The sequence below is a fragment of the Stenotrophomonas sp. TWI700 genome, assembly GCF_039673645.1.
Taxonomy (GTDB): domain Bacteria; phylum Pseudomonadota; class Gammaproteobacteria; order Xanthomonadales; family Xanthomonadaceae; genus Stenotrophomonas; species Stenotrophomonas maltophilia_AA.
On sequence record NZ_JBDJMB010000002.1, the window covers coordinates 205,407 to 226,121 of the forward strand.

The 20,715-nt window shown below is 68.4% G+C and carries 19 protein-coding genes; 7 read left to right on the top strand and 12 right to left on the bottom strand.

The genetic code is table 11. From position 1 onward, the window contains the following. Positions 1-825, top strand: a complete 825-nt coding sequence (locus tag ABE473_RS02755) for an META and DUF4377 domain-containing protein (RefSeq protein ID WP_346488409.1) — start codon at positions 1-3, stop codon at positions 823-825. Between the two features lie 139 nt (positions 826-964). Here ABE473_RS02755 and ABE473_RS02760 read toward each other — a convergent pair whose 3' ends face one another. The 9 genes from ABE473_RS02760 to ABE473_RS02800 all read right to left on the bottom strand — a co-directional run bounded on the left by ABE473_RS02760 (position 965) and on the right by ABE473_RS02800 (position 9,992). Continuing rightward, a complete protein-coding gene (locus ABE473_RS02760) occupies positions 965-1,576 on the bottom strand; it encodes a YbhB/YbcL family Raf kinase inhibitor-like protein (RefSeq protein ID WP_346488410.1) in 612 nt (203 codons plus the stop codon). A gap of 10 nt (positions 1,577-1,586) precedes the next feature. Further along, positions 1,587-3,656: a tetratricopeptide repeat protein gene (locus tag ABE473_RS02765; protein WP_346488412.1), complete on the bottom strand. Its 2,070-nt coding sequence runs from the start codon at positions 3,654-3,656 to the stop codon at positions 1,587-1,589. 61 nt (positions 3,657-3,717) lie between these two features. Then, positions 3,718-4,713: an alpha/beta fold hydrolase gene (locus ABE473_RS02770; RefSeq protein WP_346488518.1), complete on the bottom strand. Its 996-nt coding sequence runs from the start codon at positions 4,711-4,713 to the stop codon at positions 3,718-3,720. A 57-nt stretch (positions 4,714-4,770) separates the two neighbouring features. Next, positions 4,771-5,562 carry a lysophospholipid acyltransferase family protein gene (locus ABE473_RS02775; RefSeq protein WP_179460572.1) on the bottom strand — a complete coding sequence of 264 codons (792 nt, stop codon included), beginning with the start codon at positions 5,560-5,562 and terminating at the stop codon, positions 4,771-4,773. Positions 5,563-5,742: 180 nt separating this feature from the next. Then, positions 5,743-6,180, bottom strand: a complete 438-nt coding sequence (locus tag ABE473_RS02780) for a hotdog fold thioesterase (protein WP_346488413.1) — start codon at positions 6,178-6,180, stop codon at positions 5,743-5,745. Positions 6,181-6,206: 26 nt separating this feature from the next. Continuing rightward, positions 6,207-8,273 carry a phospholipase D family protein gene (locus ABE473_RS02785; protein ID WP_346488415.1) on the bottom strand — a complete coding sequence of 689 codons (2,067 nt, stop codon included), beginning with the start codon at positions 8,271-8,273 and terminating at the stop codon, positions 6,207-6,209. Then, complete coding sequence (locus ABE473_RS02790) at positions 8,270-8,827, bottom strand: YceI family protein (protein ID WP_346488519.1); 558 nt, start codon at positions 8,825-8,827, stop codon at positions 8,270-8,272. The genes ABE473_RS02785 and ABE473_RS02790 overlap by 4 nt, the downstream gene beginning before the upstream one ends. Positions 8,828-8,869: 42 nt before the next feature. Next, the gene (locus tag ABE473_RS02795; protein WP_346488416.1) at positions 8,870-9,346 is read right to left on the bottom strand and encodes a histidine phosphatase family protein; all 477 of its coding nucleotides are present in this window, start codon (positions 9,344-9,346) and stop codon (positions 8,870-8,872) included. 13 nt (positions 9,347-9,359) lie between these two features. Beyond that, on the bottom strand, positions 9,360-9,992 hold the full coding sequence (locus ABE473_RS02800; RefSeq protein WP_176990258.1) for a ParA family protein: 633 nt from the start codon (positions 9,990-9,992) through the stop codon (positions 9,360-9,362). Positions 9,993-10,124: 132 nt separating this feature from the next. Here ABE473_RS02800 and ABE473_RS02805 point away from each other — a divergent pair, with 132 nt between their 5' ends. Beyond that, positions 10,125-11,609, top strand: coding sequence for an AAA family ATPase (locus tag ABE473_RS02805; RefSeq protein WP_346488417.1), 1,485 nt, complete (start codon positions 10,125-10,127; stop codon positions 11,607-11,609). Positions 11,610-11,619: 10 nt separating this feature from the next. Here ABE473_RS02805 and ABE473_RS02810 read toward each other — a convergent pair whose 3' ends face one another. The 3 genes from ABE473_RS02810 to ABE473_RS02820 all read right to left on the bottom strand — a co-directional run bounded on the left by ABE473_RS02810 (position 11,620) and on the right by ABE473_RS02820 (position 14,002). After that, entirely contained in the window at positions 11,620-12,537 is a 918-nt protein-coding gene (locus ABE473_RS02810) for an AEC family transporter (protein WP_176990260.1), read from the bottom strand. 110 nt (positions 12,538-12,647) lie between these two features. Continuing rightward, positions 12,648-13,286, bottom strand: a complete 639-nt coding sequence (locus ABE473_RS02815) for a tetratricopeptide repeat protein (RefSeq protein ID WP_346488418.1) — start codon at positions 13,284-13,286, stop codon at positions 12,648-12,650. Positions 13,287-13,378: 92 nt separating this feature from the next. Continuing rightward, entirely contained in the window at positions 13,379-14,002 is a 624-nt protein-coding gene (locus ABE473_RS02820; protein WP_346488419.1) for a DUF938 domain-containing protein, read from the bottom strand. Positions 14,003-14,146: 144 nt separating this feature from the next. On the opposite strand from ABE473_RS02820, the gene ABE473_RS02825 reads away from it, so the two are divergent. The 5 genes from ABE473_RS02825 (at position 14,147) to ABE473_RS02845 (ending at position 20,713) form a co-directional block, all read left to right on the top strand. Further along, entirely contained in the window at positions 14,147-15,775 is a 1,629-nt protein-coding gene (locus tag ABE473_RS02825; RefSeq protein WP_346488420.1) for a TldD/PmbA family protein, read from the top strand. Between the two features lie 132 nt (positions 15,776-15,907). Further along, the gene (locus ABE473_RS02830) at positions 15,908-17,542 is read left to right on the top strand and encodes a TldD/PmbA family protein (RefSeq protein WP_176990264.1); all 1,635 of its coding nucleotides are present in this window, start codon (positions 15,908-15,910) and stop codon (positions 17,540-17,542) included. Positions 17,543-17,562: 20 nt separating this feature from the next. Beyond that, positions 17,563-18,897 (top strand): TldD/PmbA family protein, encoded by a 1,335-nt coding sequence (locus tag ABE473_RS02835; RefSeq protein WP_179460580.1) that lies wholly within the window; start codon positions 17,563-17,565, stop codon positions 18,895-18,897. Between the two features lie 67 nt (positions 18,898-18,964). Beyond that, positions 18,965-19,666, top strand: a complete 702-nt coding sequence (locus ABE473_RS02840; protein ID WP_346488422.1) for a DUF4159 domain-containing protein — start codon at positions 18,965-18,967, stop codon at positions 19,664-19,666. Positions 19,667-19,729: 63 nt separating this feature from the next. Further along, the gene (locus ABE473_RS02845) at positions 19,730-20,713 is read left to right on the top strand and encodes a MoxR family ATPase (RefSeq protein WP_179460582.1); all 984 of its coding nucleotides are present in this window, start codon (positions 19,730-19,732) and stop codon (positions 20,711-20,713) included. The last annotated feature ends 2 nt before the right edge of the window (positions 20,714-20,715 follow it).

Below are 20,715 nucleotides of genomic sequence, written 5' to 3' on the forward strand. Positions count from 1 at the left end.
ATGAAACGCACCCTGATGCTGATCCTGCCGCTGGCCCTGATGGCCGCCTGCAGCAACCCCTCGACCGCCCCGGCCGGCCGCGATGACCTCGCCCCGGCGCCGACCGCCGCCGCCGACCAGGCCGCCGTGGCCCGTCTGGACGTGCAGCGCCTGCAGGGCAGCCATTGGCGCCTGGAGTCGGCCACCGATGCCAGCGGCAAGCGCATCGATGCGCTGTTCGCCCGCGCCGACAAGCCGGTCACGCTGGACTTCCAGGATGACCGCATCGCGATCAGCAATACCTGCAACCGCATGGGCGGCGGCTACACGCTGGCCGATGGTTCGCTGACCATCTCTCCGATGGCGTCGACCATGATGGCCTGCACCGACAAGAACCTGATGGCGCTGGACCAGGCCGTCGGCAGCCGTCTGGAAGGCGCGCTGAAGACTGAACTGGGCGATGCCGGCCGGCTGACCCTGCGCACCGCCAAGGGCGATGTGCTGGTGTTCACCCCGGAGCCGACCGCGGATACCCGCTACGGCGGCGAAGGCGAGACCGTGTTCCTGGAAGTGGCCGCGCAGACCAAGCCGTGCCCGCACCCGATGATCCGCGACAAGCAGTGCCTGCAGACCCGCGAAATCCGCTACGACGCCAACGGCATCAAGCAGGGCGAGCCGGGCGAGTGGGAGAACTTCTACGATGTCATCGAGGGCTATACCCACGAAGACGGCGTGCGCAACGTGGTGCGCGTGAAGCGCTACAAAATCGCCAACCCGCCGGCCGATGCCTCGTCCAACGCGTATGTGCTGGACATGGTGGTCGAGTCCGCGAACGAGAAGAAATAAGAAAGCAGAAGGGCGGCCACCGGCCGCCCTTCTCCATTCTGTAGTGCCGGCCGCTGGCCAGCTCCCGATAGCGCAGTACCGGCCAGCGGCCGGTACCTACCGGATATAGCGCCGACCAACGGTCGGCCCCCCCGGGGAATCACGCCAACGCCGGGTTCAACGTGTAGGTGCCATGCAGCGATGCTTCGGCCAGCACGTGCCCCTGCATCGCGCGCAGCACGTCCGCCCCGGTGAACGGGGTCGGCAGCGCCAGCTGCGCCACGTTCAGCGCGAATACGCGGAAGAAATAACGGTGCACGCGCTCGTCGTTGAACGGCGGATACGGGCCGTCATAGCCCAGGTACTGGCCGGCCATGTCCGGGTTTCCGGCAAACCAGCCGGTGAAATCATTCACTCCCTGGCGGCTGCCCGCCGGGCCCGCCGGCTGGGTCTTGCCGCGCACCGTGAAACCGTCGCTGCAGCTGCCGGCGGCCAACGCGTGCACGTCGGCCGGAATATCGGCCATCGCCCAATGGGTGAAGTGCGCGCGCGGCTGGTCGCGCGGCACCGTGCAATCCTCGCGGCCGACCGTGTCCGGCACGGTCGGCACGTCCGGATCGATGCACAGCAGCGCGAACGACCGGGTGCCGGCCGGCACGTCGTGCCAGGCCAGCTGCGGATTGCGGTTGGGTGCGAAGCCCTCGGCATTGCCGGCCGCGAACGTGGCGGGGATCGGCTGGCCGTTGGTGATGCTGTCACTGCTCAGGTGCATGTGCCTCTCCTCACTCTTCCGGATAGCCCAGGCGCACCGCGACCGAGGTCAGCAATGCGAACGCGGGGCCCATCTCATCGCGGTAATCGCGCCAATGACCGGGCGCCATCCGGGCCGGGCCCAGCGTCGCCGCCGGCGGGAAGCGCATGCCGAACAGACTGCCCAGGTACTGGGCCATCGCCTGCGCGTCGTGCCCGATGTCATCGATGCGCACCAGCGCGTTCGGGTACAGATCCTGCTCGTGCAGCGTCGCGATCTGGGCCAGCGAGCGTGCCAGCCACTCGGCGGCTTCGTGCACCGAGTTCACCGCGAACGGCGCCGGCGCACCGAAGGCGATCCATTCCAGCAGCATGTCACGCGGATCGCGCAGGGCGACGATCAGGCGGCCTTCCGGCAGCTGCGGACGCAGCGCCCACAACAATGCGTTGTCCCACCACAGCAACCAGTCGATCACCGCGCCACTGTTGAGCCCGCGCGCGGGCAGCTGTTCGCGCCACCCTGCGACCAGCGCCTCGGGCGTCAGCGTGCCGGTCGAAAGGTCCTGCAGCGTGTGATAGCTCTGGAAGGCATCGTTGGGCGGCGTCGCACCGAAGCGATCGCCGCGGACCACCGGGCTGGCGGCGGCCAGGGCGGCGATCACGCGCTCCACGCCCGAGCCCGGGGCGCCCCAGACGAAGATCGGCGCGATGGCATTGTCCTCCGGCACCGGTGCCAGCTCCGGCCAGCTCAGCGGCGCCTTCGCCTGCGGCGGCAGCGGCAGGCGCTGGGGCGCTTCGGCGGCGTGCAGATCGACCCACGTCCGGACGGCATCGCGGTACTGGCCGGCACGGTCCTGGATCGCGCCCAGCCACGCGCGCAGCGATGGCCTGGCCGCCTCGGGCGCGCCATCGTGCAGGGCCTGCACGCGCGCGATCGCCGCGGATGGATCCCGCTTCAGCAGGCCTTCGACCAGGCGCGCTTCGCCACTGACGCGGCCCGGCTCCAGGGTGACGATCCGCTCGGCGATCGCTTCGGCCGCGTCTTCTTCATTGTTCATGTCGTGCAGGCGCAGGCGCGTTTCCAGCGCCGGCAGGTGCTCGGGCATGGCCTGCAGCCAGCGCTCGCCGACGGACACCGCTTCCGGGCCCCCCACCGGCTCGACGGTCAGGCGCGCCATCCACAGGTCGTGCACCTCGGGGTGATCGGCCAGGGTCGCATCGAGCGTCTCGCGGGCCTGCTCTTCGCGACCCAGGCGCTGCCAGGCCATCAGCAGCAGCTGCAGCGTGTGGCGATCGGACGGCCATTGGCTCAGCACCGGCAGCAGATGCTCCAGCGCCTGCAACGGCTGCCCGGCCTGCAGCTCCAGCTCGCCGGCCAGGCGACGCATCGCCGGGGTGTCACCGGCCGGCGTGGCCAGCACCTGGCGCATCATCTCCGCAGCCACATCCACATGGCCCTGGCGCAGCGCCAGCTGCACGATCAGGCCCTGCAGCGAGGTGACGCTCGGGTTCACCTCCAGCACGCGGCGGAAGGCCTGCTCGGCGAAGGCCAGCATGTCCTTGCCCAGGTAGGCGAAGCCGAGCGCGTACAGCACCCGCGAATCGCCGGGCAGGGCTTCGTTGGCGGCCGACAGCAGGGCCAGCGCGCGATCCACCTCGCCCCGGCGCAGCGCGACCATGCCCGAAAGCGCGGCCAGTTCCGGGTGCTCTTCATCCACGCGGGTGGCCATGCGGGTCAGCCGCTCGGCTTCGTCCACATCGTTGCGGGCCAGCGCCAGATGCGCCTGCATCACGTAGGCGGAAAGTTCATTGGGATTGAGTTCGGCGGTGCGGTCCAGTGCCGAGCCGGCCGCATCGAACTGGCGCAGGGCCAGCAGCAGGCCGGCCTGCTGCAGGTGCAGATCCGCATTGTCCGGGGCCAGCGTCAGCGCCTGCTGCAGGCTGACCAGCGCGTCATCGAACTGGCCCTGCTGCTGCAGCGACAGCGACAGCCAGCGGTGCGCCTGTGGCTGCTCCGGCTCGGCCGTGGTCCACTCGCGCGCCAGCTGCACGGCATCGTCCACCGCATTGCGGCGCAGGGCTTGGAGAATCTGGTCTTGCATGACGGTCCGAACTCGAGGGCAAACCCCGATTGTAGCGGGGCCGGCCAGCTTGGGCGGCCGCTCAGGCCGGCGTATTCGCCTCGATCCGCAGTCGCTGGGCCACCCAGCGCTCGGAGAAGCCATCGCCGCGCCAGTTCTCCAGGAAGCCGCAGTGGCCGCCCCAGGGGGCGATTTCCAGGTGGGCGTGGGCCGGCAGGCGCCAGCCGTTGAAGGTGGCGAAAGGGATGACCGGGTCGTCCTGCGCCATCAGGATGTCGGCCGGCACCTGCAGCCCGGCCAGCCGGTCGCCGGCGATCGAGTACCCGTCGAAGTAGGCCTGCAGCGAGCCGAACTCGGTGTGGTGCTCGACCAGCCAGGCGGTCAGCGCACGGATGTCCAGCTTCAGCACGCGGTCGTCCCAGTCGCTCAGCTCGGGGAACAGATCGCGCTTGCGGCGCAGCGAGCCGGCCCACTTGCGCCGGAAGTACCAGTCGTACATCGCCGGGCCGTTCTCGATGCTCTCCATCGTGATCGCCGGGTCCAGCACCGGGCAGACCGAGGCCACGCGGCGCAGCGGCACGCCGGCCGAGGGCGCGCGCAGTGCCAGGCGCAGCACGAAGTTGCCACCCAGCGAGTAGCCGGCCGCGACCAGCGGCAGCTCCGGCCAGCGGCGGGCGATGTCGCCGGCGGCCTGCACCACTTCATCGATGCGGTTGGAGTGGAAGATGCCGGGATTGAGGTGATGGGTGTTGCCGTGGTCGCGGAAGTTCAGCCGGACCACGTCGTAACCCTCTTCCAGCAGCCGCGCGGCGGTCATGCGCATGTAGCTGGATTCGGCGCTGCCTTCCCAGCCATGCAGCAGCAGCGCCATGCCGATCGGCTGGCGCCCCGGGATATAGCTGTGCCAGCCCTGCAGGCGGACGCCTTCGCCACCATCGAGGAGGAGTTCGTCGGTGTGCGCGCCGGTGGCCGCAAGCAGTACCAGGCCGCGCTGCATGCGCATCCGGCTGGAGCTGAGCATCGACTGCAGGTGCGGATTGCGCAGCCAACGCGGCGGTTGATAGTCGGCAGCGGTCAACATGGGCGCGAGCCTGCTCCCGGCTGCGACGCTGGCGCGTGAAGGAACACCGCCGGCTTACTCGGCGGACATGGCCGCCAGGATGCGCGCGCGCGAGGTTTCCGCGATGCGGCGACGGCCTTCCAGATCATGGGTATCAATGGGCGCGAGGAAGTGCACCTCGGCCCGCCGTGCCGGCTCTCCCAGCAGACGCAGGAAGTTGGCGAAAAAGCTCTCTTTCGGGCCGAAGGCGACAATGGTCTGCGCATCACCGCGCCAGCCATAGCGCAACGCCACCGGCTGGATCGGCACCTGGGTCTCGACCGCGGCCTGGAAAATACGCGCATGGAACGGGCCCACGTCATGGCCGCCACGGGTACGCCCTTCCGGGAACACACCCACTGCCTTGCCTTCGCGCAGGCGCACGACCATTTCCTGCATCACGCCGCCCAGCGATTCGGTGCTGCCGCGCTGGTGGAAAATGGTCTGCCCGCGCGCGGCCAGCCACCCGACCACCGGCCAGCCGGCGATCTCCTGCTTGGCCACGAAGCCCATCATGCGCTGGCTGTGCAGCATCGAGATGTCGACCCAGCTGACATGGTTGGCCACGAACAGCACCGCACCCGGCAGCGGCGTGCCGATCCGGTGCAGGCGGAACCCGAAGATCCACATCAGGCCGGCCGACCAGACGTTCACCGCCGCATGCTCGAGCGTGCGCTCGCCCACGCGCACGCGCGCCCACAGCGGCAGCATGGCGATCAGCAGCATCGGCAGGAACAGCAACAGGTGGACCAGCAGCAGCGGTACGCGGTACAGGTAACGGCACACACGCGCCACGCCGCCACGTGAGGCCGGAGTGGGGGAATTCATCCGCGAACGATACCCGAGCGCCGCAGGCTCTGCCAGCGGAATCCGGACAAATCGATGGCGTGCGCACGCCAGCCGCCGCAAGCGATCAAGCCAACGGCCAGCGACGGCACAACGGCCGTCCGACATGCGCCGGCGCACTGTCGTGGGTCGCGCAACACAGCATCCGTGCCATGTGCGCGATCAGCCCGGGCGCACGGCCGGTACCACCGCCAGGGTCAGCCGCGAGGTGCAGACCAGCTTGCCGGCCTCGTCCTCGATGCGGATGTCCCAGACCTGGGTGCTGCGCCCGACATGCACCGCACGCGCGGTGCCGGTGACGGTGCCGGCGCGCACGGCGCGGATGTGGTTGGCGTTGATCTCCAGCCCCACGCAGACCTGCTGCGTCGTATCCACGCACAGATTGCCGGCGCTGCTGCCGAGGGTTTCCGCCAGCACCACCGAGGCGCCACCGTGCAGGATGCCGTACGGCTGGCGGGTCCGCGGGTCGACCGGCATGGTCGCGCTGATCCAGTCCTCGCCGGCGGCGGTGAACGTGATGCCCAGATGCTCGATGAGCGTGTTGCGGCCGAGATCGTTGAGGGCTTCGATCGACACCGCATCGCGGAATACCTGGGACATGCAGCTTCTCCGTGGGGGTTGCAGACTTACAGAATCGGGACCAGCCCGGCGCCGAAGGCGGTGAGCATGCGCACCAGCAGCCACTTCGGCCCGACGTTGACCTCGGGGAAGTCCCCGACCGCCACATAGCAGGTGTGGAAGGCCGGGTCCTGCCGCTTGAGCGGGTCCGGGCACTCGGGCCCCGGCTGGAATTCGTAGTCGGTGGCGTAGCGCCACGGCCAGAAATCGAGCACCGGCAGCGCTTCGGAGGCCTTGCCGACACTGTAGTTCAGGCCGGACAGCACCGGCGGCTTGGCCCGCGGCGCGACCACCCAGGAGTTCTGCGGATGGATGTCACGCAGGATGCTCTGCGCCAGCGCTTCGGCGAACACGGGGTCATCGATGATCACCGCGCCTTCGGTGTTGTAGTTCTCGCTGCGCGGATCGAAGTTGTGCGTGCCGATCACGCCGATGCGGCGATCCACCACCATCGACTTGGCATGCAGGCCCATGCGCGCGCCCTTGCGGGTGACCGGCAGCGGCTTGTTGACCGCCTTGGTGCCCAGGAACGAGGGCCGGGTTTCGGCACGCAGCACGCGGCGCTCGACCACGCTGCCATCGGTGCGCCGGCGCGCGGACGGACCCGGCGTGGGCTGGCGCGTGGCGCGGGCCTCGCTGGCACTGTCCGCATCGCTGCCGGCATCGCGGCCGCGGCGACCATCGGCACTACCGCTGCCGCGCGCATTGCTGCCGGCCGCGCTGCCGCCGAGCAGGCTGCTGCGCTTGCCCTGCGACGGCGGCACCTCGGTTCCCAGCGGGGCGGGCAGCAGGTTGCGGTAATCCACCGGCGCGTCCAGCGGGAACGGCTTGAACTCGTAGATGTTGAAGGCCAGCTCGCGCAGGTTGCGGCGTTTGTACTTGTAGGACAGCGCGTAGACGATCGGGTTGTCGGTGGCGGCCAGGCTGTTGGTCGACACCACCACGCGCGGTGCGTGCTCGCGCTTGCGCAGGTCGCGGAACAGGCGCTGCGCCGGCTTGGACAACACCAGATACGGCGTCTGCAGCAGCACTTCGGACTGCGCGCTGGCGATCAGCGCGTCCAGCTGCGGCTCGGTCACGTGCTGGCCGTTGGCCGGCTGGCTGGCGCGTTCGCGGCGATGCTTGCGCGGCAGATCGGCGACGTACTGCACCGAGGCCACCGGCAGGGCGGTATCCACGAACGTGCGGCGCACGAAATCGGGATCGTCGGCCTCTTCGCTGACCCGCTCGACCCGCTCCGGCCGCCGGAAGTCGGCCGGCGGCATCGTCGGGACGCCCTGGCGGAGCAGCGTGCGCCCGACATCGTTGAGACGCTCGGCCGGCACGCTGCGTGGGGCGCGCCAGAACGCATCGAAGTTGGCGGCCATCTCGCGCACTTCCGGGCCGGCCACGATCACATCGCGGTCGCGGAAGTTGTATTCGCTGTCCCAGTCGTAATAGTCGTCCTGGTAGTTGCGTCCGCCGACCACGCCGAGTGCGTCGTCCACCACCAGCAGCTTGTTGTGCATGCGCTGGTTGAAGCGGCGGAAGCAGCACACCACGCTGGCGGCGTAATCGAAGTAGTTCAGGCGGGCCTTGCCGAAGGTCGGGTTGTAGACCCGCAGCGCGAAGTTGGCATGGCTGCCGGACAGGGCGCCGAGGATCTCCAGATCGGAGATCGCCGAGAGCTGGTCGATCAGCACCCGTACCTTGACCCCGCGGCGGGCGGCCGCCTGCAGTTCGTCCAGCACCAGCCGGGCGCTGTCGTCCTTGTCGAAGATGTAGGTCTGCAGGTCGATGCTGCGGGTGGCGCTGCGGATCAGGTTCAGCCGCGCGACCAGGGAGACCTCGCCCTCGTCCAGGATGGTGGCGTAATGCCGCGGCTGGTCCGGCCGGGATTCGGCGAACGCGCGGCCGCCCAGGGCGCGCAGCGGTGAATCCAGCGCGCAGCGGTCCGGCTGGTCGCAGTCGACCACGGTCGAGCGCGCCTGCACGGCGATGCCGGCCGCGCGGTCGCGCTCGGCGTTGGACAGCGAGGCACAGCCGCTGCCCAGCAACAGCGTTGCCAGCACCAACAGACGCAGCAATGGATTCACGGTTTCGGCGCCTCGCTCAGACGCGCACGCAATACAAAGGTCACTCGATCACTCAGGGCAAGCTGCCAGCTGTCCATCCCATACCGGCCACGCTGGACGGTACCGCGGCTGACCACATCGCAATCATACCCGGCCCGGGCACACGTCGGCGGTTCGACCCGCAGGGTCTCCGGGTGGCTGACCCCGCGCAGGATCAGGCGGCCCTCGATGCTGCCGCCCTTGTCGACCACCTCGGGCCAGTAGGGCAGCGAGTCGAACTCGACCACCGGGTAGCGGGCCGAGTCGAAGAACTCCTCGCCCCGCATCCAGCCGGTGTAGCGCGGCTTGCCGGGGATCTCGACATAGCGGGTGAACATCCGCAGGTGCACCTGGTGGCGACCGTCGGAGAGCACCTCGATATTGCCTTCGAAGCGGGGGAATACCCCCTCCATGCGCTGCCCCAGCCGGGTCCTGATCTCAAACCCGAAGCGCGACTTGGCCGTGTCGAAGGCCAGCGCATGGCTGGTCGGTGCCGGTACGGAGGACGGCGGGGCGGCATGCGCCGCCCCTGCCATCAGCAATAGCCCGACCCAGGCCGCGCGGACTGCCCACACGGGTTATGGCCACCAGAAGGCGGTCAAGCTGGCGACACCCGGCTCGATGGCAGCATCACGATCAAATGCCAGCACCGCGATCCCGCCCGGCGGCATGCCGCGGTAGTCGCTGCTGGTGCCCTCGCTCATCAGGGCCACCAGTTGTTCCAGGCCGGGGTTGTGGCCCACCACCAGCAGGCGGTCCACGTCGCGGCGTGCATCGATCAACCCCATCAGGGTGCCCGGGGTGGCGTCGTAGACGGCATCCTCCAGCCGCTTCTCGACGAAGCCGGTGATGCCCAGTACGGCCTCCAGGGTTTCGCGGGTCCGCCGTGACGGCGAGCAGAGCACGCAGTCGGGCAGCAGGTTGTTTTCCTTGAGCCAGCGGCCGGCGGCCTCGGCTTCGGCCAGACCGACCGGCGACAGCGGGCGGTCCAGATCGGCCTGGCCGGTGCTGGCGGTTTCGGCATGGGCGTGACGCAGCAGTATCAGTTCTCGCATGGGATCTCTCGTGTCAGGCTTTCTTCAGCCACTTCAACAGCGGCTCCCAGTCACTCTGGTGCTCGCGCACCTGGGCCGAGCGGTAGTCGAACAGACTCCGTCCCAGCCCGACCATCACCACATAGCTCTGGCTGTCGCGCAACTGCGCGACGACCTCATACGGCCAATCGGCCAACATCTGTATCGCCTGTTGCGAGGTCTGCGTCCAGGGTTTGGTGCGGTTGAGCACCAGGCCGACCGGCAGGCTGCGGTTGTGCACGCGGGGGACGCGCGACAGGCTGTTGAGGAAGCCGACGATGGCCTCGATGTCCAGCGCCGAAGGCAATACCGGCACCACCACGGCATCGGCAACGTCAAGGAAATGCGGAATATCGTCGGCCATCGCACCGGCCGGGGCATCGATGATGACCTCCTCGGTGCCGTCGGGAATCAGTCGTTCCCAGCTCTTTTTGCGGTACACGTCGATCGGCAGCACCGCGCTTTCCAGGACCGAGCGCCGTTGTGCCCAACGGGTACTGGAGCCCTGTGGATCGGCATCGGCCAGCACGGTCGGTCTGCCCTGCAATGCCGAATGCGCGGCCAGGTGGGTGGCAACGGTGGTCTTGCCCACCCCGCCCTTGGAACCGGCCACCAGGATCGTCTTCATGCAAGCCTCGCTTCCGGGGAACGTTTCCGCAGCCTACACCGGCGCCTGTGACGGAGATAGTCGCAGCGCTGAACCCGAACCGACGGCCGTGGCTTTGCTATCGTGGATGGTTCCAATGGACTGACCGCCAGCATGAGCGAACTACAGGACCTCAGCGCGCTGATCCGCGCCAACACCCCGCTGATCATCATCGAGACCCAGGATGAGGGCCGGGTGGTGGAGCTGTTCCGGCAGACCCTCATGCATGTCTGGCGTGCCCTGCACCGCTGGTCGATCACCGAAGGCCTGCGCCGGATCGACATGGACCGCGAGGACGACCCGGTCGGCCCGCCGGATGCCAGCGCGGCGCTGCAGATGATCCGGCAGGCCGAGCAGCGCGGCATCTACCTGCTGCTCGATTTCCATCCCTACCTGGGGTATGCCAGCCATCAGCGCGCGCTGCGCGACCTGATCCAGCGGCGGCACTGCGAGGCGCACGTGCTGGTGCTGATCGGGGCCAAGGTCGAGCTCCCGGCCGAGCTGGAAGCGCTGGCCACCCGCTTCAACCCGCGCCTGCCCGACCTCAACGCGCTGCTGAAGATGCTGCGCGAGGAAGCCGAAGCCTATGCCCGCGAGAACGGCGGACGGCGCGTGGAGGTGGACAACGAGGCGGTCCAGAAAATCCTGCACAACCTGCGCGGGCTGAGCCTGGTCGATGCCCGGCGGATCGCCCGGCAGCTGATCTTCGCCGACGGCGCGCTCAGCCAGGACGACCTGCCGCAGCTGGCCCGGCTCAAGTTCGAGCTGCTCAACCGCGCCGGGCACCTGCACTACGAATACGACACCACCCGCTTTGCCGACGTGGCCGGCGCCAACCGGCTCAAGCGCTGGGTCAACCAGCGCCGCCCGGTGTTCCTCGGCGGTGCCGGCCCGGCCGGGCTGGATCCGCCCAAGGGCATGCTCCTGCTCGGCGTGCAGGGCTGTGGCAAGTCGATGCTGGCCAAGGCGACCGCCGCCGGTTTCGGCGTGCCGCTGCTGCGGCTGGACTTCGGCAGCCTGTACGACAAGTTCCACGGCGAGACCGAGAAGAACCTGCGCGAGGCGCTGGCCTCGGCCGAGCAGCTGGCGCCCTGCGTGCTGTGGATCGACGAGATCGAGAAGGGCCTGGCCAGTGGCGGCGAGGACGGCGGCGTCTCGCGCCGCGTGCTCGGCCACCTGCTGACCTGGCTGGCCGAGCGCAAGAGCACGGTGTTCATCGTCGCCACCGCCAACCAGGTGCACGAGCTGCCGGCCGAGCTGCTGCGCAAGGGCCGCTTCGATGAAATCTTCTTCGTCGACCTGCCCGATCCCAACACCCGGATCGAGCTGCTGCGGCTGCACCTGGGCAAGCGCCAGCTCAACGCCGACGACTTCGCGCTGCCGGCGCTGGCGGCCGCGGCGGAGGGCTTCTCCGGCGCGGAGATCGAACAGGCGGTGGTCTCCGGGCTGTACGCCGCGCATGCCGAATCCCGGGCGCTGGATACCGGGCTGCTGATGCAGGAGATCCGCGGCAGCCGGCCGTTGTCGGTGTTGATGGCCGAACAGGTCACCGCCCTGCGCGACTGGGCCCGGGGGCGCACGGTCAGCGCGGACGAGTGACGCCCGCGCGTCATCCCGCCAGGCGGTGCAGCACCCATACCCACGCCGGCAGCGTCACCAGCGACAGCAGGATGCCGTAGCCGACCAGCGCGGCGGCCAGGCGCGGGGCCAGCCGGTGCGACATCGCCAGCGCCGCGGCGGTGATCATGGTCGGCATCGCCGATTCAAGCACATTGGCCTGCAGCATCGTGCCCTGCAGGCCGAAGGCCCAGGAAATCGGCAGCGCCAGCGCCGGCATCACCAGCAGCTTGAGCAGCAGGCCGATGCCCAGCGGTTTGAGTTCATCCAGGGGCAGCCGCAGCTGGATCGAGAAGCCCACCGCCAGCATCACCAGCGGCAGCATCGCATCGGCCAACTGCTTCAGCCCGGTGCCGATCCAGGCCGGTGGCTGCTCGGGCATCAGGGTCAACGCGAACAGCAGCGCCCACAGCGGGGGGAACTTCGCGATCCGCAGCAGGATCTGCGCGGCGGTGGGCGGGGTATCGCCGCTGTAGCGTGCGATCACGTACAGGCCGAAGGTCGACAGCAGTACGAAGGTGCCGAACTGGTCGTAGACCACCGCATACGGCAGGGCGTGGTCGCCGAGCAGCGCGCGCACCATCGGGTAGCCGATGAAACTGGAATTGGCCAGCGCCACGCAGATCAGCAGCACCGCGTGCACGTCGCGGGCGAAGCCGAACGCGCGCGTGGCCAGGCTGACCAGGACCAGGGTGGCGAGCATGAGCAGCCACGGTGTCGCCACCAGTCCGATCAGGCTGGCATCCAGGTGCAGCCGCGGGACGTAGATCAGTACCGCCGCCGGCAGGCACACGTACAGCACGATGCGGTTGAGCACATCGGCGGTGTTGTCCGGCAGCGCGCGCAGGCGCGAGAACGCCATGCCCAGGCCGAGCATGGTCAGGATGAGCGCGAATGCATCGAAAGCCATCGCGACAGCCTAGCCCACGCGCCTGCGGTCTACGCCCCGACCTTGGTCGACGTGCCGGCGCCCCGCGCGACCGACAGTCCCTGCCCGCCCGCGCGGGCAGGGACGCCCGATCACGGCCAGGCCGGCGGTTTCTCGGCCCACGCCTGCTGGATTTCGGCCAGCGTGCTGCGTTCGCTGTCGCGCCAGCCCGGCAGCAGGGCGGCGTAGCGGTCCGTCCCGCTCCACTGCTGCGGCTCGGTGCGCACCGCGGCGGCATACCACTGCACCGCCTCGTTTTTGCGGCCCAGTGTCCACAGGGCGAGCGCGTACGTGGGCGGCACCCACGACGGATTGCCGCGCAGCCCGTTCTGGGCCGCGGTCCACTGCGCCAGCGCGGCCTCGGTATCGCCCAGGCGGAACAGGTCCCAGCCGTAGTTCCAGCGCACCGAACGCGCCTGCATCGAGCTGACGGCGGTGGTCGAGGTGGCCTGTTCGTACAGGCTGCGCCCCAGTTCCGGCCGCCCCTGCGCGATCGCCACGCCGGCCAGCTGCACGGTCGCCTCCAGCGTCTTGCGGCCGCGTTCGCGCTGCTTCATCAACTGGTCGACCAGGTCGGCACTGCTGCCCGTCACCGCCACCATCGGCGTGGCGGCCGCGTCGTTGTCGAAGTAGAACTCCTGCACGGCCGGCAGCGATTGCGCCGACACGTTGAACACACAAGCCCCCATGGCCAGCATCACGCCGGCCAGCATCTGTCTTGCAACTGCCATGCAAACTCCCCCAGGTTGTCACAACAACCTCCCCTCCTGATCCTAACCGCAGCGCGGGCCCGGCACCAAGCGCCGCCGACCGGCGGTCGGCGCTACCGGCCGCGGTGCCAGACCCGCAGGCGGTTGTTGGCCGGCATCGCCACGTCCTCGACCAACACCAGGCCCACCCCGGCCGCCAGCGCATCCACCGCCTCGGCGTCGCGGATGCCCGAGGCCGGATCCCGCGCCTTCAGCCACGCATCGAACTGGCGGTTGCTGTCGCTGCTGAAGGCGCCGTGGTGATTGAAGGGCCCGTAGACCGCCAGCACGGCGTCATCGGCCATGACCGCGGGCAGTCCGGCGAACAGCGCCTGGACATGCGCCCAGCTCATGATGTGCAGGGTGTTGGCGCTGAACACCGCATCGAACGCCAGCGCGACGGCCGGCAGCGGGCCGAGCCCGGGCGCGGGCGACAGCACCGCCTGCAGCGGCCACGGGGCGGGCGTGTTGGACAGGCCGGCGGCCTGCAGCCGCGCGGCGATCCCGGGCAGATGATCCGGATGGTCGCTGGCCTGCCACTGCAGGTGCGGCAGCGCGCCGGCGAAGTGTTCGGCATGCTGTCCGGTGCCGCTGCCGATCTCCAGCACCCGGCGGCGGTCGGCGAAGTGGCGCTGCAGCACCGCCAGGATCGGCGCGCGGTTGCGCTCGCAGGCCTCGGACCAGCGTATCTGGCTCATCGGGATGTCACACCGGCAGGGAATCGATCTCCATCCAACCATGACCGCAGTCACTTGTGCCACTGTGCGCTGGCACCGAAAGTCGAAGACTTGTCCAACGCCGGCCGCCTCCGTGCCGTCGGCCGTCCTTGGGGGATGTGAGCTGTGCAACGTCGTGAGTTCCTAGCGCTGTCTGGAATGGGCCTGGCTGGCCTGGTACTGCCGCACGGCCGGCTGATCGCCGCCGAGCAGCTGCTCGAACCGGGCGATGTCGGCCGGCGCAAGGCACTGGCCGAGGCCGCGCTCGCCGCCGCCAAACGGGCCGGCGCCAGTTACTGCGACGTGCGCATCGGGCGTTACCTCAACCAGGCGATCATCACCCGCGAGAGCAACGTCCAGAACGTCACCAACAGCGAATCCTCGGGCATCGGCATCCGCGTGATCGTCAACGGTGCCTGGGGCTTCGCGGCCACGCACCAGCAGACGCCGGCCGCAGTGCTGGCCACGGTGGAACAGGCCGCGGCGATTGCCCGCGCCAACGCCGGCATCCAGACCCGCCCGGTGCAGCTGGCCCCGGTCACCGGGGTCGGTGATGTGAGCTGGAAGACGCCGATCCGCACGAACGCGATGGCGGTGCCGATCAAGGACAAGGTCGACATGCTGTTGTCGCTGAACGCGGCCGCGCTCAATGCCGGTGCCGACTTCATCAACTCCACGCTGTTCCTGGTCAATGAGCAGAAGTTCTTCGCCTCCAGCGACGGTTCTTTCATCGACCAGGACGTGCACCGGATCTGGCTGCCGTTCACCGCTACCGCGATCGACAAGGCCAGCGGCAAGTTCCGCACCCGCGCCGGGCTGTCCTCGCCGATGGGCATGGGCTACGAATTCCTCGACGGCGACGCGCGCGGCAAGATCGCGCTGCCGGGCGGCGTGGTCGCTTACCGCGATTCCTACGACCCGGTCGAAGATGCCATCGCCGCGGCCCGCCAGGCCCGCGAAAAACTCAAGGCGCCGTCGGTCAAGCCGGGCAAGTACGACCTGGTGCTGGACCCGTCCAACCTGTTCCTGACCATCCACGAGAACGTCGGCCACCCGCTGGAGCTGGACCGCGTGCTCGGCTACGAGGCCAACTACGCCGGCACCAGCTTCGCCACGCTGGACAAGCGCGATGCGGGCTTCCGCTGGGGCAGCGACATCGTCAACTTCTTCGCCGACAAGACCGCGCCGGGCAGCCTGGGCGCGGTGGGCTACGACGATGAAGGCGTGAAAACCAAGCGCTGGGACCTGGTCAAGGACGGCATCCTGGTCAACTACCAGGCCACCCGCGACGAGGTACATATCCTTGGCGAGAAGGAGAGCCACGGCTGCAGCTACGCCGATTCGTGGTCCAGCGTGCAGTTCCAGCGCATGGCCAACGTCTCGCTGGCGCCGGGCAGGACCCCGCTCAGCGTGGCCGACATGATCAGGAACGTGGAGAACGGGATCTACATCCACGGCCGTGGCTCGTACTCGATCGACCAGCAGCGCTTCAACGCGCAGTTCGGCGGCCAGCTGTACTACCAGATCAAGAACGGTGAGATCACCGGCATGGTCGAGGACGCCGCCTACCAGATCCGCACGCCGGAGTTCTGGAATGCCTGCAGCGCGATCTGCGACGAGCGCGATTTCCGCTTCGGCGGTTCGTTCTTCGATGGCAAGGGACAGCCGGGCCAGGTCTCGGCGGTCTCGCACGGCTCGTCGACCACGCGCTTCGATGGCATCAACATCATCAACACCGCACGCAGCCTGGGATGAGCCTGTCCCCGCTCCGTGCCGAATGTCACTACCGCGGCGCCCGCATGGCCGCAAGAATCGGCTGTGCCGCCGCGGCGGTCGCCCTGATGTCGCTGTTTCCCTGCCACCCCCACACCGACGTGGAGAGCTGCCTTGCAAAGACGTGACTTCCTCGCCCTGACCGGGCTTACCGCCGGCGGACTGATCGTGCCGTCGTTCTTCGGCAAGGTCATTGCCGCCGAACAGCTGCAGAGCGCGCTCGATCCGGCCCTGAAGAAGCGCCTGGCCGATGCCGCGCTGGCCGCCGCCCGCCAGGCCGGCGCAACCTACTGCGACGTGCGCATCGGCCGTTACCTGCGCCAGTACGTGATCACCCGCGAGGACAAGGTCCAGAACGTGGTGAACACCGAATCGACCGGCGTGGGCATCCGCGTGATCGTCAACGGCGCCTGGGGCTTTGCCGCCACCAACCAGCTCGGCACCACCGATGTGGCCCGTGCCGCGCAGCAGGCCGCCGCGATCGCCAAGGCCAACGCCGGGGTGCAGACCGCCCCGGTGCAGCTGGCGGCCGCACCCGGCGTGGGCGAAGTGTCCTGGCGCACGCCGATCCGCAAGAACGCGATGGACGTGCCGATCAAGGAGAAGGTCGAGCTGCTGCTGGACGTCAACGCAGGCGCGATGGGCGCCGGTGCCAGTTTCGTCAACTCGATGCTGTTCCTGGTCAACGAGCAGAAGTACTTCGCCTCCACCGATGGCTCCTACATCGACCAGGACGTGCACCGCATCTGGGCGCCGATGACGGTCACCGCCATCGACAAGAGCACCGGCAAGTTCCGCACCCGCTCCGGGCTGTCCTCGCCGATGGGCCTGGGCTACGAGTACCTGGATGGCGTCGGCACCGGCAAGGCGGTCTCGCCCAACGGCGTGGTCAACTACCGCAACTCGTACGACATGAAGGCCGATGCGATCGCCGCGGCCAAGCAGGCGCAGGAGAAGCTCAAGGCACCGTCGGTGAAGCCCGGCAAGTACGACCTGATCCTGGATCCGTCGCATACCTGGCTGACCATCCACGAGTCGGTCGGCCACCCGCTGGAACTGGACCGCGTGCTCGGCTACGAAGCCAACTATGCCGGCACCAGCTTCGCCACGCTGGACAAGCGCGAGCAGCATTTCCAGTACGGCAGCGACAAGGTCAACATCTTCGCCGACAAGACCCAGCCGGGCAGCCTCGGCGCGGTCGGTTACGACGATGAAGGCGTCAAGACCAAGCGCTGGGACCTGATCAGCGAAGGCAAGCTGGTCGATTACCAGACCATCCGCGACCAGGCCCACATCCTGGGCAAGACCGAGTCCGACGGCTGCTGCTACGCCGATTCGTGGTCCAGCGTGCAGTTCCAGCGCATGGCCAACGTGTCCCTGGCGCCGGGCAAGACCAAGCTGAGCGTGGCCGACATGGTCAAGGACGTCGAGAACGGCATCTACATCATCGGCGACGGCTCGTTCTCCATCGATCAGCAGCGCTACAACGCGCAGTTCGGTGGCCAGCTGTTCTATGAAATCAAGAACGGCCAGATCACCCGCATGCTCGAGGACGTGGCCTACCAGATCCGCACGCCGGAGTTCTGGAACGCCTGCACCGCCGTGGCCGATGAAAGCGACTACCGCCTGGGCGGTTCGTTCTTCGACGGCAAGGGCCAGCCGGGCCAGGTCTCGGCGGTCTCGCACGGTTCGTCCACCGCGCGCTTCAACGGCATCAACGTCATCAACACCGCGCGCAGCCTCGGCTGACCGGTCAGGAGCCCCAATCCATGAGTATCTTCACCGAAGCCCAGGCCAAGGCCATCCTCGACAAGGTCATCGCGCTCTCCAAGGCCGATGAGTGCACCGCCGTGCTGGCCGGCTCGATCGACGGCAACATCCGTTTCGCACTGAACAACGTCTCCACCAGCGGCATCGTCGACAACACCGAACTGGCCGTCACGGTCGCCTTCGGCAAGCGGGTCGGCACCGCCTCGATCAACGAGTTCGACGACGCCGCGCTGGAACGCGTGGTGCGCCGCGCCGAGGATCTGGCCCGCCTGGCCCCGGAAAACCCGGAATTCCTGCCGGCGATCGGCAAGCAGACCTACCGGCCCAGCCCGACCTTCAGCGCATCCACCGCGGCGATCGACCCGGCGTTCCGCGCCAAGGTCGCCGCCGACTCGATCGCGCCGTGCCGTGGCAACGGCCTGATCGCGGCCGGCTTCCTCGAAGATGGCCAGAGCTTCCAGGCCACCGCCAACAGCAACGGCAACTTCGGTTACCAGCGCGGCACCAACTTCGATTACACCTGCACGGTGCGCACCGAAGACGGCCGCGGCTCGGGCTGGGTCGGCCGCAACCTCAAGGAGGCCGCTGACTTCAAGGCCGACCAGGACATCCGCATCGCCATGCGCAAGGCCACCGAATCGGCCGAAGCCAAGGCGCTGGAGCCGGGCAAGTACACGGTGATCCTGGAGCCGGCCGCCGCGGCGGGCCTGATCAGCTTCATGATGAACTTCTTCGATGCGCGCTCGGCCGATGAAGGCCGCAGCTTCCTGTCCAGGAAGGGCGGCGGCAACAAGCTCGGCGAACAGGTCTACGACCCGCGCGTGAACATGGTGGCCGACCCGTGGCACCCCGAGGCCGCCGTGCTGCCGTGGGACAACGAAGGCCAGCCGCGCGAGAAGCTGGACATCATCAAGAACGGCAAGATCGCCAACCTCAACTACTCGCGCTTCTGGGCGCAGAAGCAGGGCAAGACCGCCAACGCGCGGCCCGGCAACCTGCTGATGGCCGGTGGCGACAAGAGCACCGCCGAGCTGGTGCGTGGCACCCAGAAGGGCATCCTGGTCACCCGCACCTGGTACATCCGCATGGTCGATCCGCAGACCGTGCTGCTGACCGGCCTGACCCGCGATGGCACCTTCTACATCGAGAACGGCCAGATCAAGCACCCGGTGAAGAACTTCCGCTTCAACGAATCGCCGGTGATCATGCTCAACAACATCGAAGAACTGGGCAAGCCGGTGCGTGTGGCCGGTGACGAATCCAGCCTGGTGATGATGATCCCGCCGATGAAACTGCGCGATTTCACCTTCACTTCGTTGTCCGACGCGGTCTGATGCACGGTCGTGACGGCCGCTGGCCGTCTCTCCGTCTGGCCGGTTGCCCCCGGGAACGTGCGTGGCGATGAACCGCGCACAGTTCCTGCGCCTGATGCTGGGCAGTGCCGCCTTCGCGGCATTGCCCGCGCCGGCGCGTGCCCAGGCCGGGCGCTATGACGTCTGGTTCACCCGCCTCAGGTACGACTCCGGCGACTGGGACGTGGATGCGCGCATGCCGTCCAACGTGATCACCTCGCTGATCGATTACACCTCCCTGCGCGTGGACCCGACCGAGCACGTGATCGCCCTGTCCGATCCGCGCATGCTGGAGGCGCCGTTCTGCTATCTGGCCGGGCACAAGCTGGTCGAGTTCAATGCCGCCGAGCGGCAGAACTTCGTGCGTTACGTGCGCAACGGCGGCTTCGTGTTCGTCGATGACTGCAACCACGACATCGACGGCCTGTTCGCCAAGTCCTTCGAAGCACAGATGGCCAAGCTGTTCGGGCCGAAGGCGTTGAACAAGCTGCCGAACAACCACGCGCTGTACCGCAGCTTCTTCCGCTTTCCCGAGGGCCCGCCCGCCACGGGGTTCGAGCTCAATGGCTGGGGCGACGACCTCGTCCACGATTACCTCAAGGGCATCGAGATCGATGGCCGGCTCGGCGTGCTCTACAGCAACAAGGACTACGGCTGCGAGTGGGACTACGACTGGCGCAACAAGCGTTTCCTGGCCGAAGACAACACCCGCTTCGCGGTCAACATCATCATGTATGCGTTGAACAATTAGGTTTCTTCATGCTTTTTCAGCCACGCGTGGCGTGGCTCTACACCGATCTTCTGCGAGTGCCTTATGACGACCGACAGCCTTGATGTCCTCCTGCCCCGACTGGATCACCTGCGCAGCGCGCTGGGCCAGGCCGTGGTCGGCCAGCACGCCGTGGTCGAGCAGCTGCTGATCGGCCTGCTGGCTGGCGGCCACTGCCTGCTGGAAGGCGCACCGGGCCTGGGCAAGACCCTGCTGGTGCGCTCGCTCGGCCAGGCGCTGGAGCTGCAGTTCCGGCGCGTGCAGTTCACCCCGGACCTGATGCCCAGCGACATCCTTGGCACCGAGCTGCTGGAGGAAGACCACGGCACCGGCCACCGTCACTTCCGCTTCCAGAAGGGCCCGATCTTCACCCACCTGCTGCTGGCCGACGAGCTCAACCGCACGCCGCCCAAGACCCAGGCCGCGCTGCTGGAAGCGATGCAGGAGCGTACCGTCAGCTACGCCGGCACCACCTATGCGCTGCCCGCGCCGTTCTTCGTGCTGGCCACGCAGAACCCGATCGAACAGGCGGGCACCTACCCGCTGCCCGAAGCGCAGCTGGACCGTTTCCTGCTGCACGTGCGGGTGGACTACCCCACCGAGCAGGAAGAGCGCGACATCCTGCTGCAGACCACCGGCAGTGCCACGGGCAGCGTGCCCAAGGTGATGCACGCCGAAGACGTGCTGGCGCTGCAGGCGGCCGTGCGCCAGGTGCACATCAGCGAGGACGTGCTGACCTGGATCACCCGCCTGGTGCGTGCCAGCCGACCCGGCAGCGATGCACCGGCGGCGGTGAACCAATGGATCAAGTGGGGTGCCGGCCCGCGTGCCGGACAGTCGCTGGTGCTGGCCGCCAAGGCACGTGCACTGCTGCAGGGCCGTTTCGCCGCAACCCGCGAGGATGTGCAGGCGCTGGCGGCCCCGGTGATGCGCCATCGCCTGCTGTTGTCCTTCGCCGCCGAGGCCGAGCAGAAGAGCGCCGACGACGTGGTCGCCGCGCTGCTGCAGGCCGTGCCGTTCCCGGGGTGATC

Excerpts from the sequence above, each read along its gene's own strand:
- ABE473_RS02790 (WP_346488519.1), bottom strand. The coding sequence starts at position 8,827 with ATGGCAGGGGCGGCGCATGCCGCCCCGCCGTCCTCCGTACCGGCACCG.
- ABE473_RS02840 (WP_346488422.1), top strand. The coding sequence starts at position 18,965 with ATGAACCGCGCACAGTTCCTGCGCCTGATGCTGGGCAGTGCCGCCTTC.
- ABE473_RS02810 (WP_176990260.1), bottom strand. The coding sequence starts at position 12,537 with ATGGCTTTCGATGCATTCGCGCTCATCCTGACCATGCTCGGCCTGGGC.
- ABE473_RS02845 (WP_179460582.1), top strand. The coding sequence starts at position 19,730 with ATGACGACCGACAGCCTTGATGTCCTCCTGCCCCGACTGGATCACCTG.
- ABE473_RS02805 (WP_346488417.1), top strand. The coding sequence starts at position 10,125 with ATGAGCGAACTACAGGACCTCAGCGCGCTGATCCGCGCCAACACCCCG.
- ABE473_RS02815 (WP_346488418.1), bottom strand. The coding sequence starts at position 13,286 with ATGGCAGTTGCAAGACAGATGCTGGCCGGCGTGATGCTGGCCATGGGG.
- ABE473_RS02795 (WP_346488416.1), bottom strand. The coding sequence starts at position 9,346 with ATGCGAGAACTGATACTGCTGCGTCACGCCCATGCCGAAACCGCCAGC.
- ABE473_RS02760 (WP_346488410.1), bottom strand. The coding sequence starts at position 1,576 with ATGCACCTGAGCAGTGACAGCATCACCAACGGCCAGCCGATCCCCGCC.
- ABE473_RS02820 (WP_346488419.1), bottom strand. The coding sequence starts at position 14,002 with ATGAGCCAGATACGCTGGTCCGAGGCCTGCGAGCGCAACCGCGCGCCG.
- ABE473_RS02800 (WP_176990258.1), bottom strand. The coding sequence starts at position 9,992 with ATGAAGACGATCCTGGTGGCCGGTTCCAAGGGCGGGGTGGGCAAGACC.
- ABE473_RS02755 (WP_346488409.1), top strand. The coding sequence starts at position 1 with ATGAAACGCACCCTGATGCTGATCCTGCCGCTGGCCCTGATGGCCGCC.
- ABE473_RS02780 (WP_346488413.1), bottom strand. The coding sequence starts at position 6,180 with ATGTCCCAGGTATTCCGCGATGCGGTGTCGATCGAAGCCCTCAACGAT.
- ABE473_RS02835 (WP_179460580.1), top strand. The coding sequence starts at position 17,563 with ATGAGTATCTTCACCGAAGCCCAGGCCAAGGCCATCCTCGACAAGGTC.
- ABE473_RS02775 (WP_179460572.1), bottom strand. The coding sequence starts at position 5,562 with ATGAATTCCCCCACTCCGGCCTCACGTGGCGGCGTGGCGCGTGTGTGC.
- ABE473_RS02765 (WP_346488412.1), bottom strand. The coding sequence starts at position 3,656 with ATGCAAGACCAGATTCTCCAAGCCCTGCGCCGCAATGCGGTGGACGAT.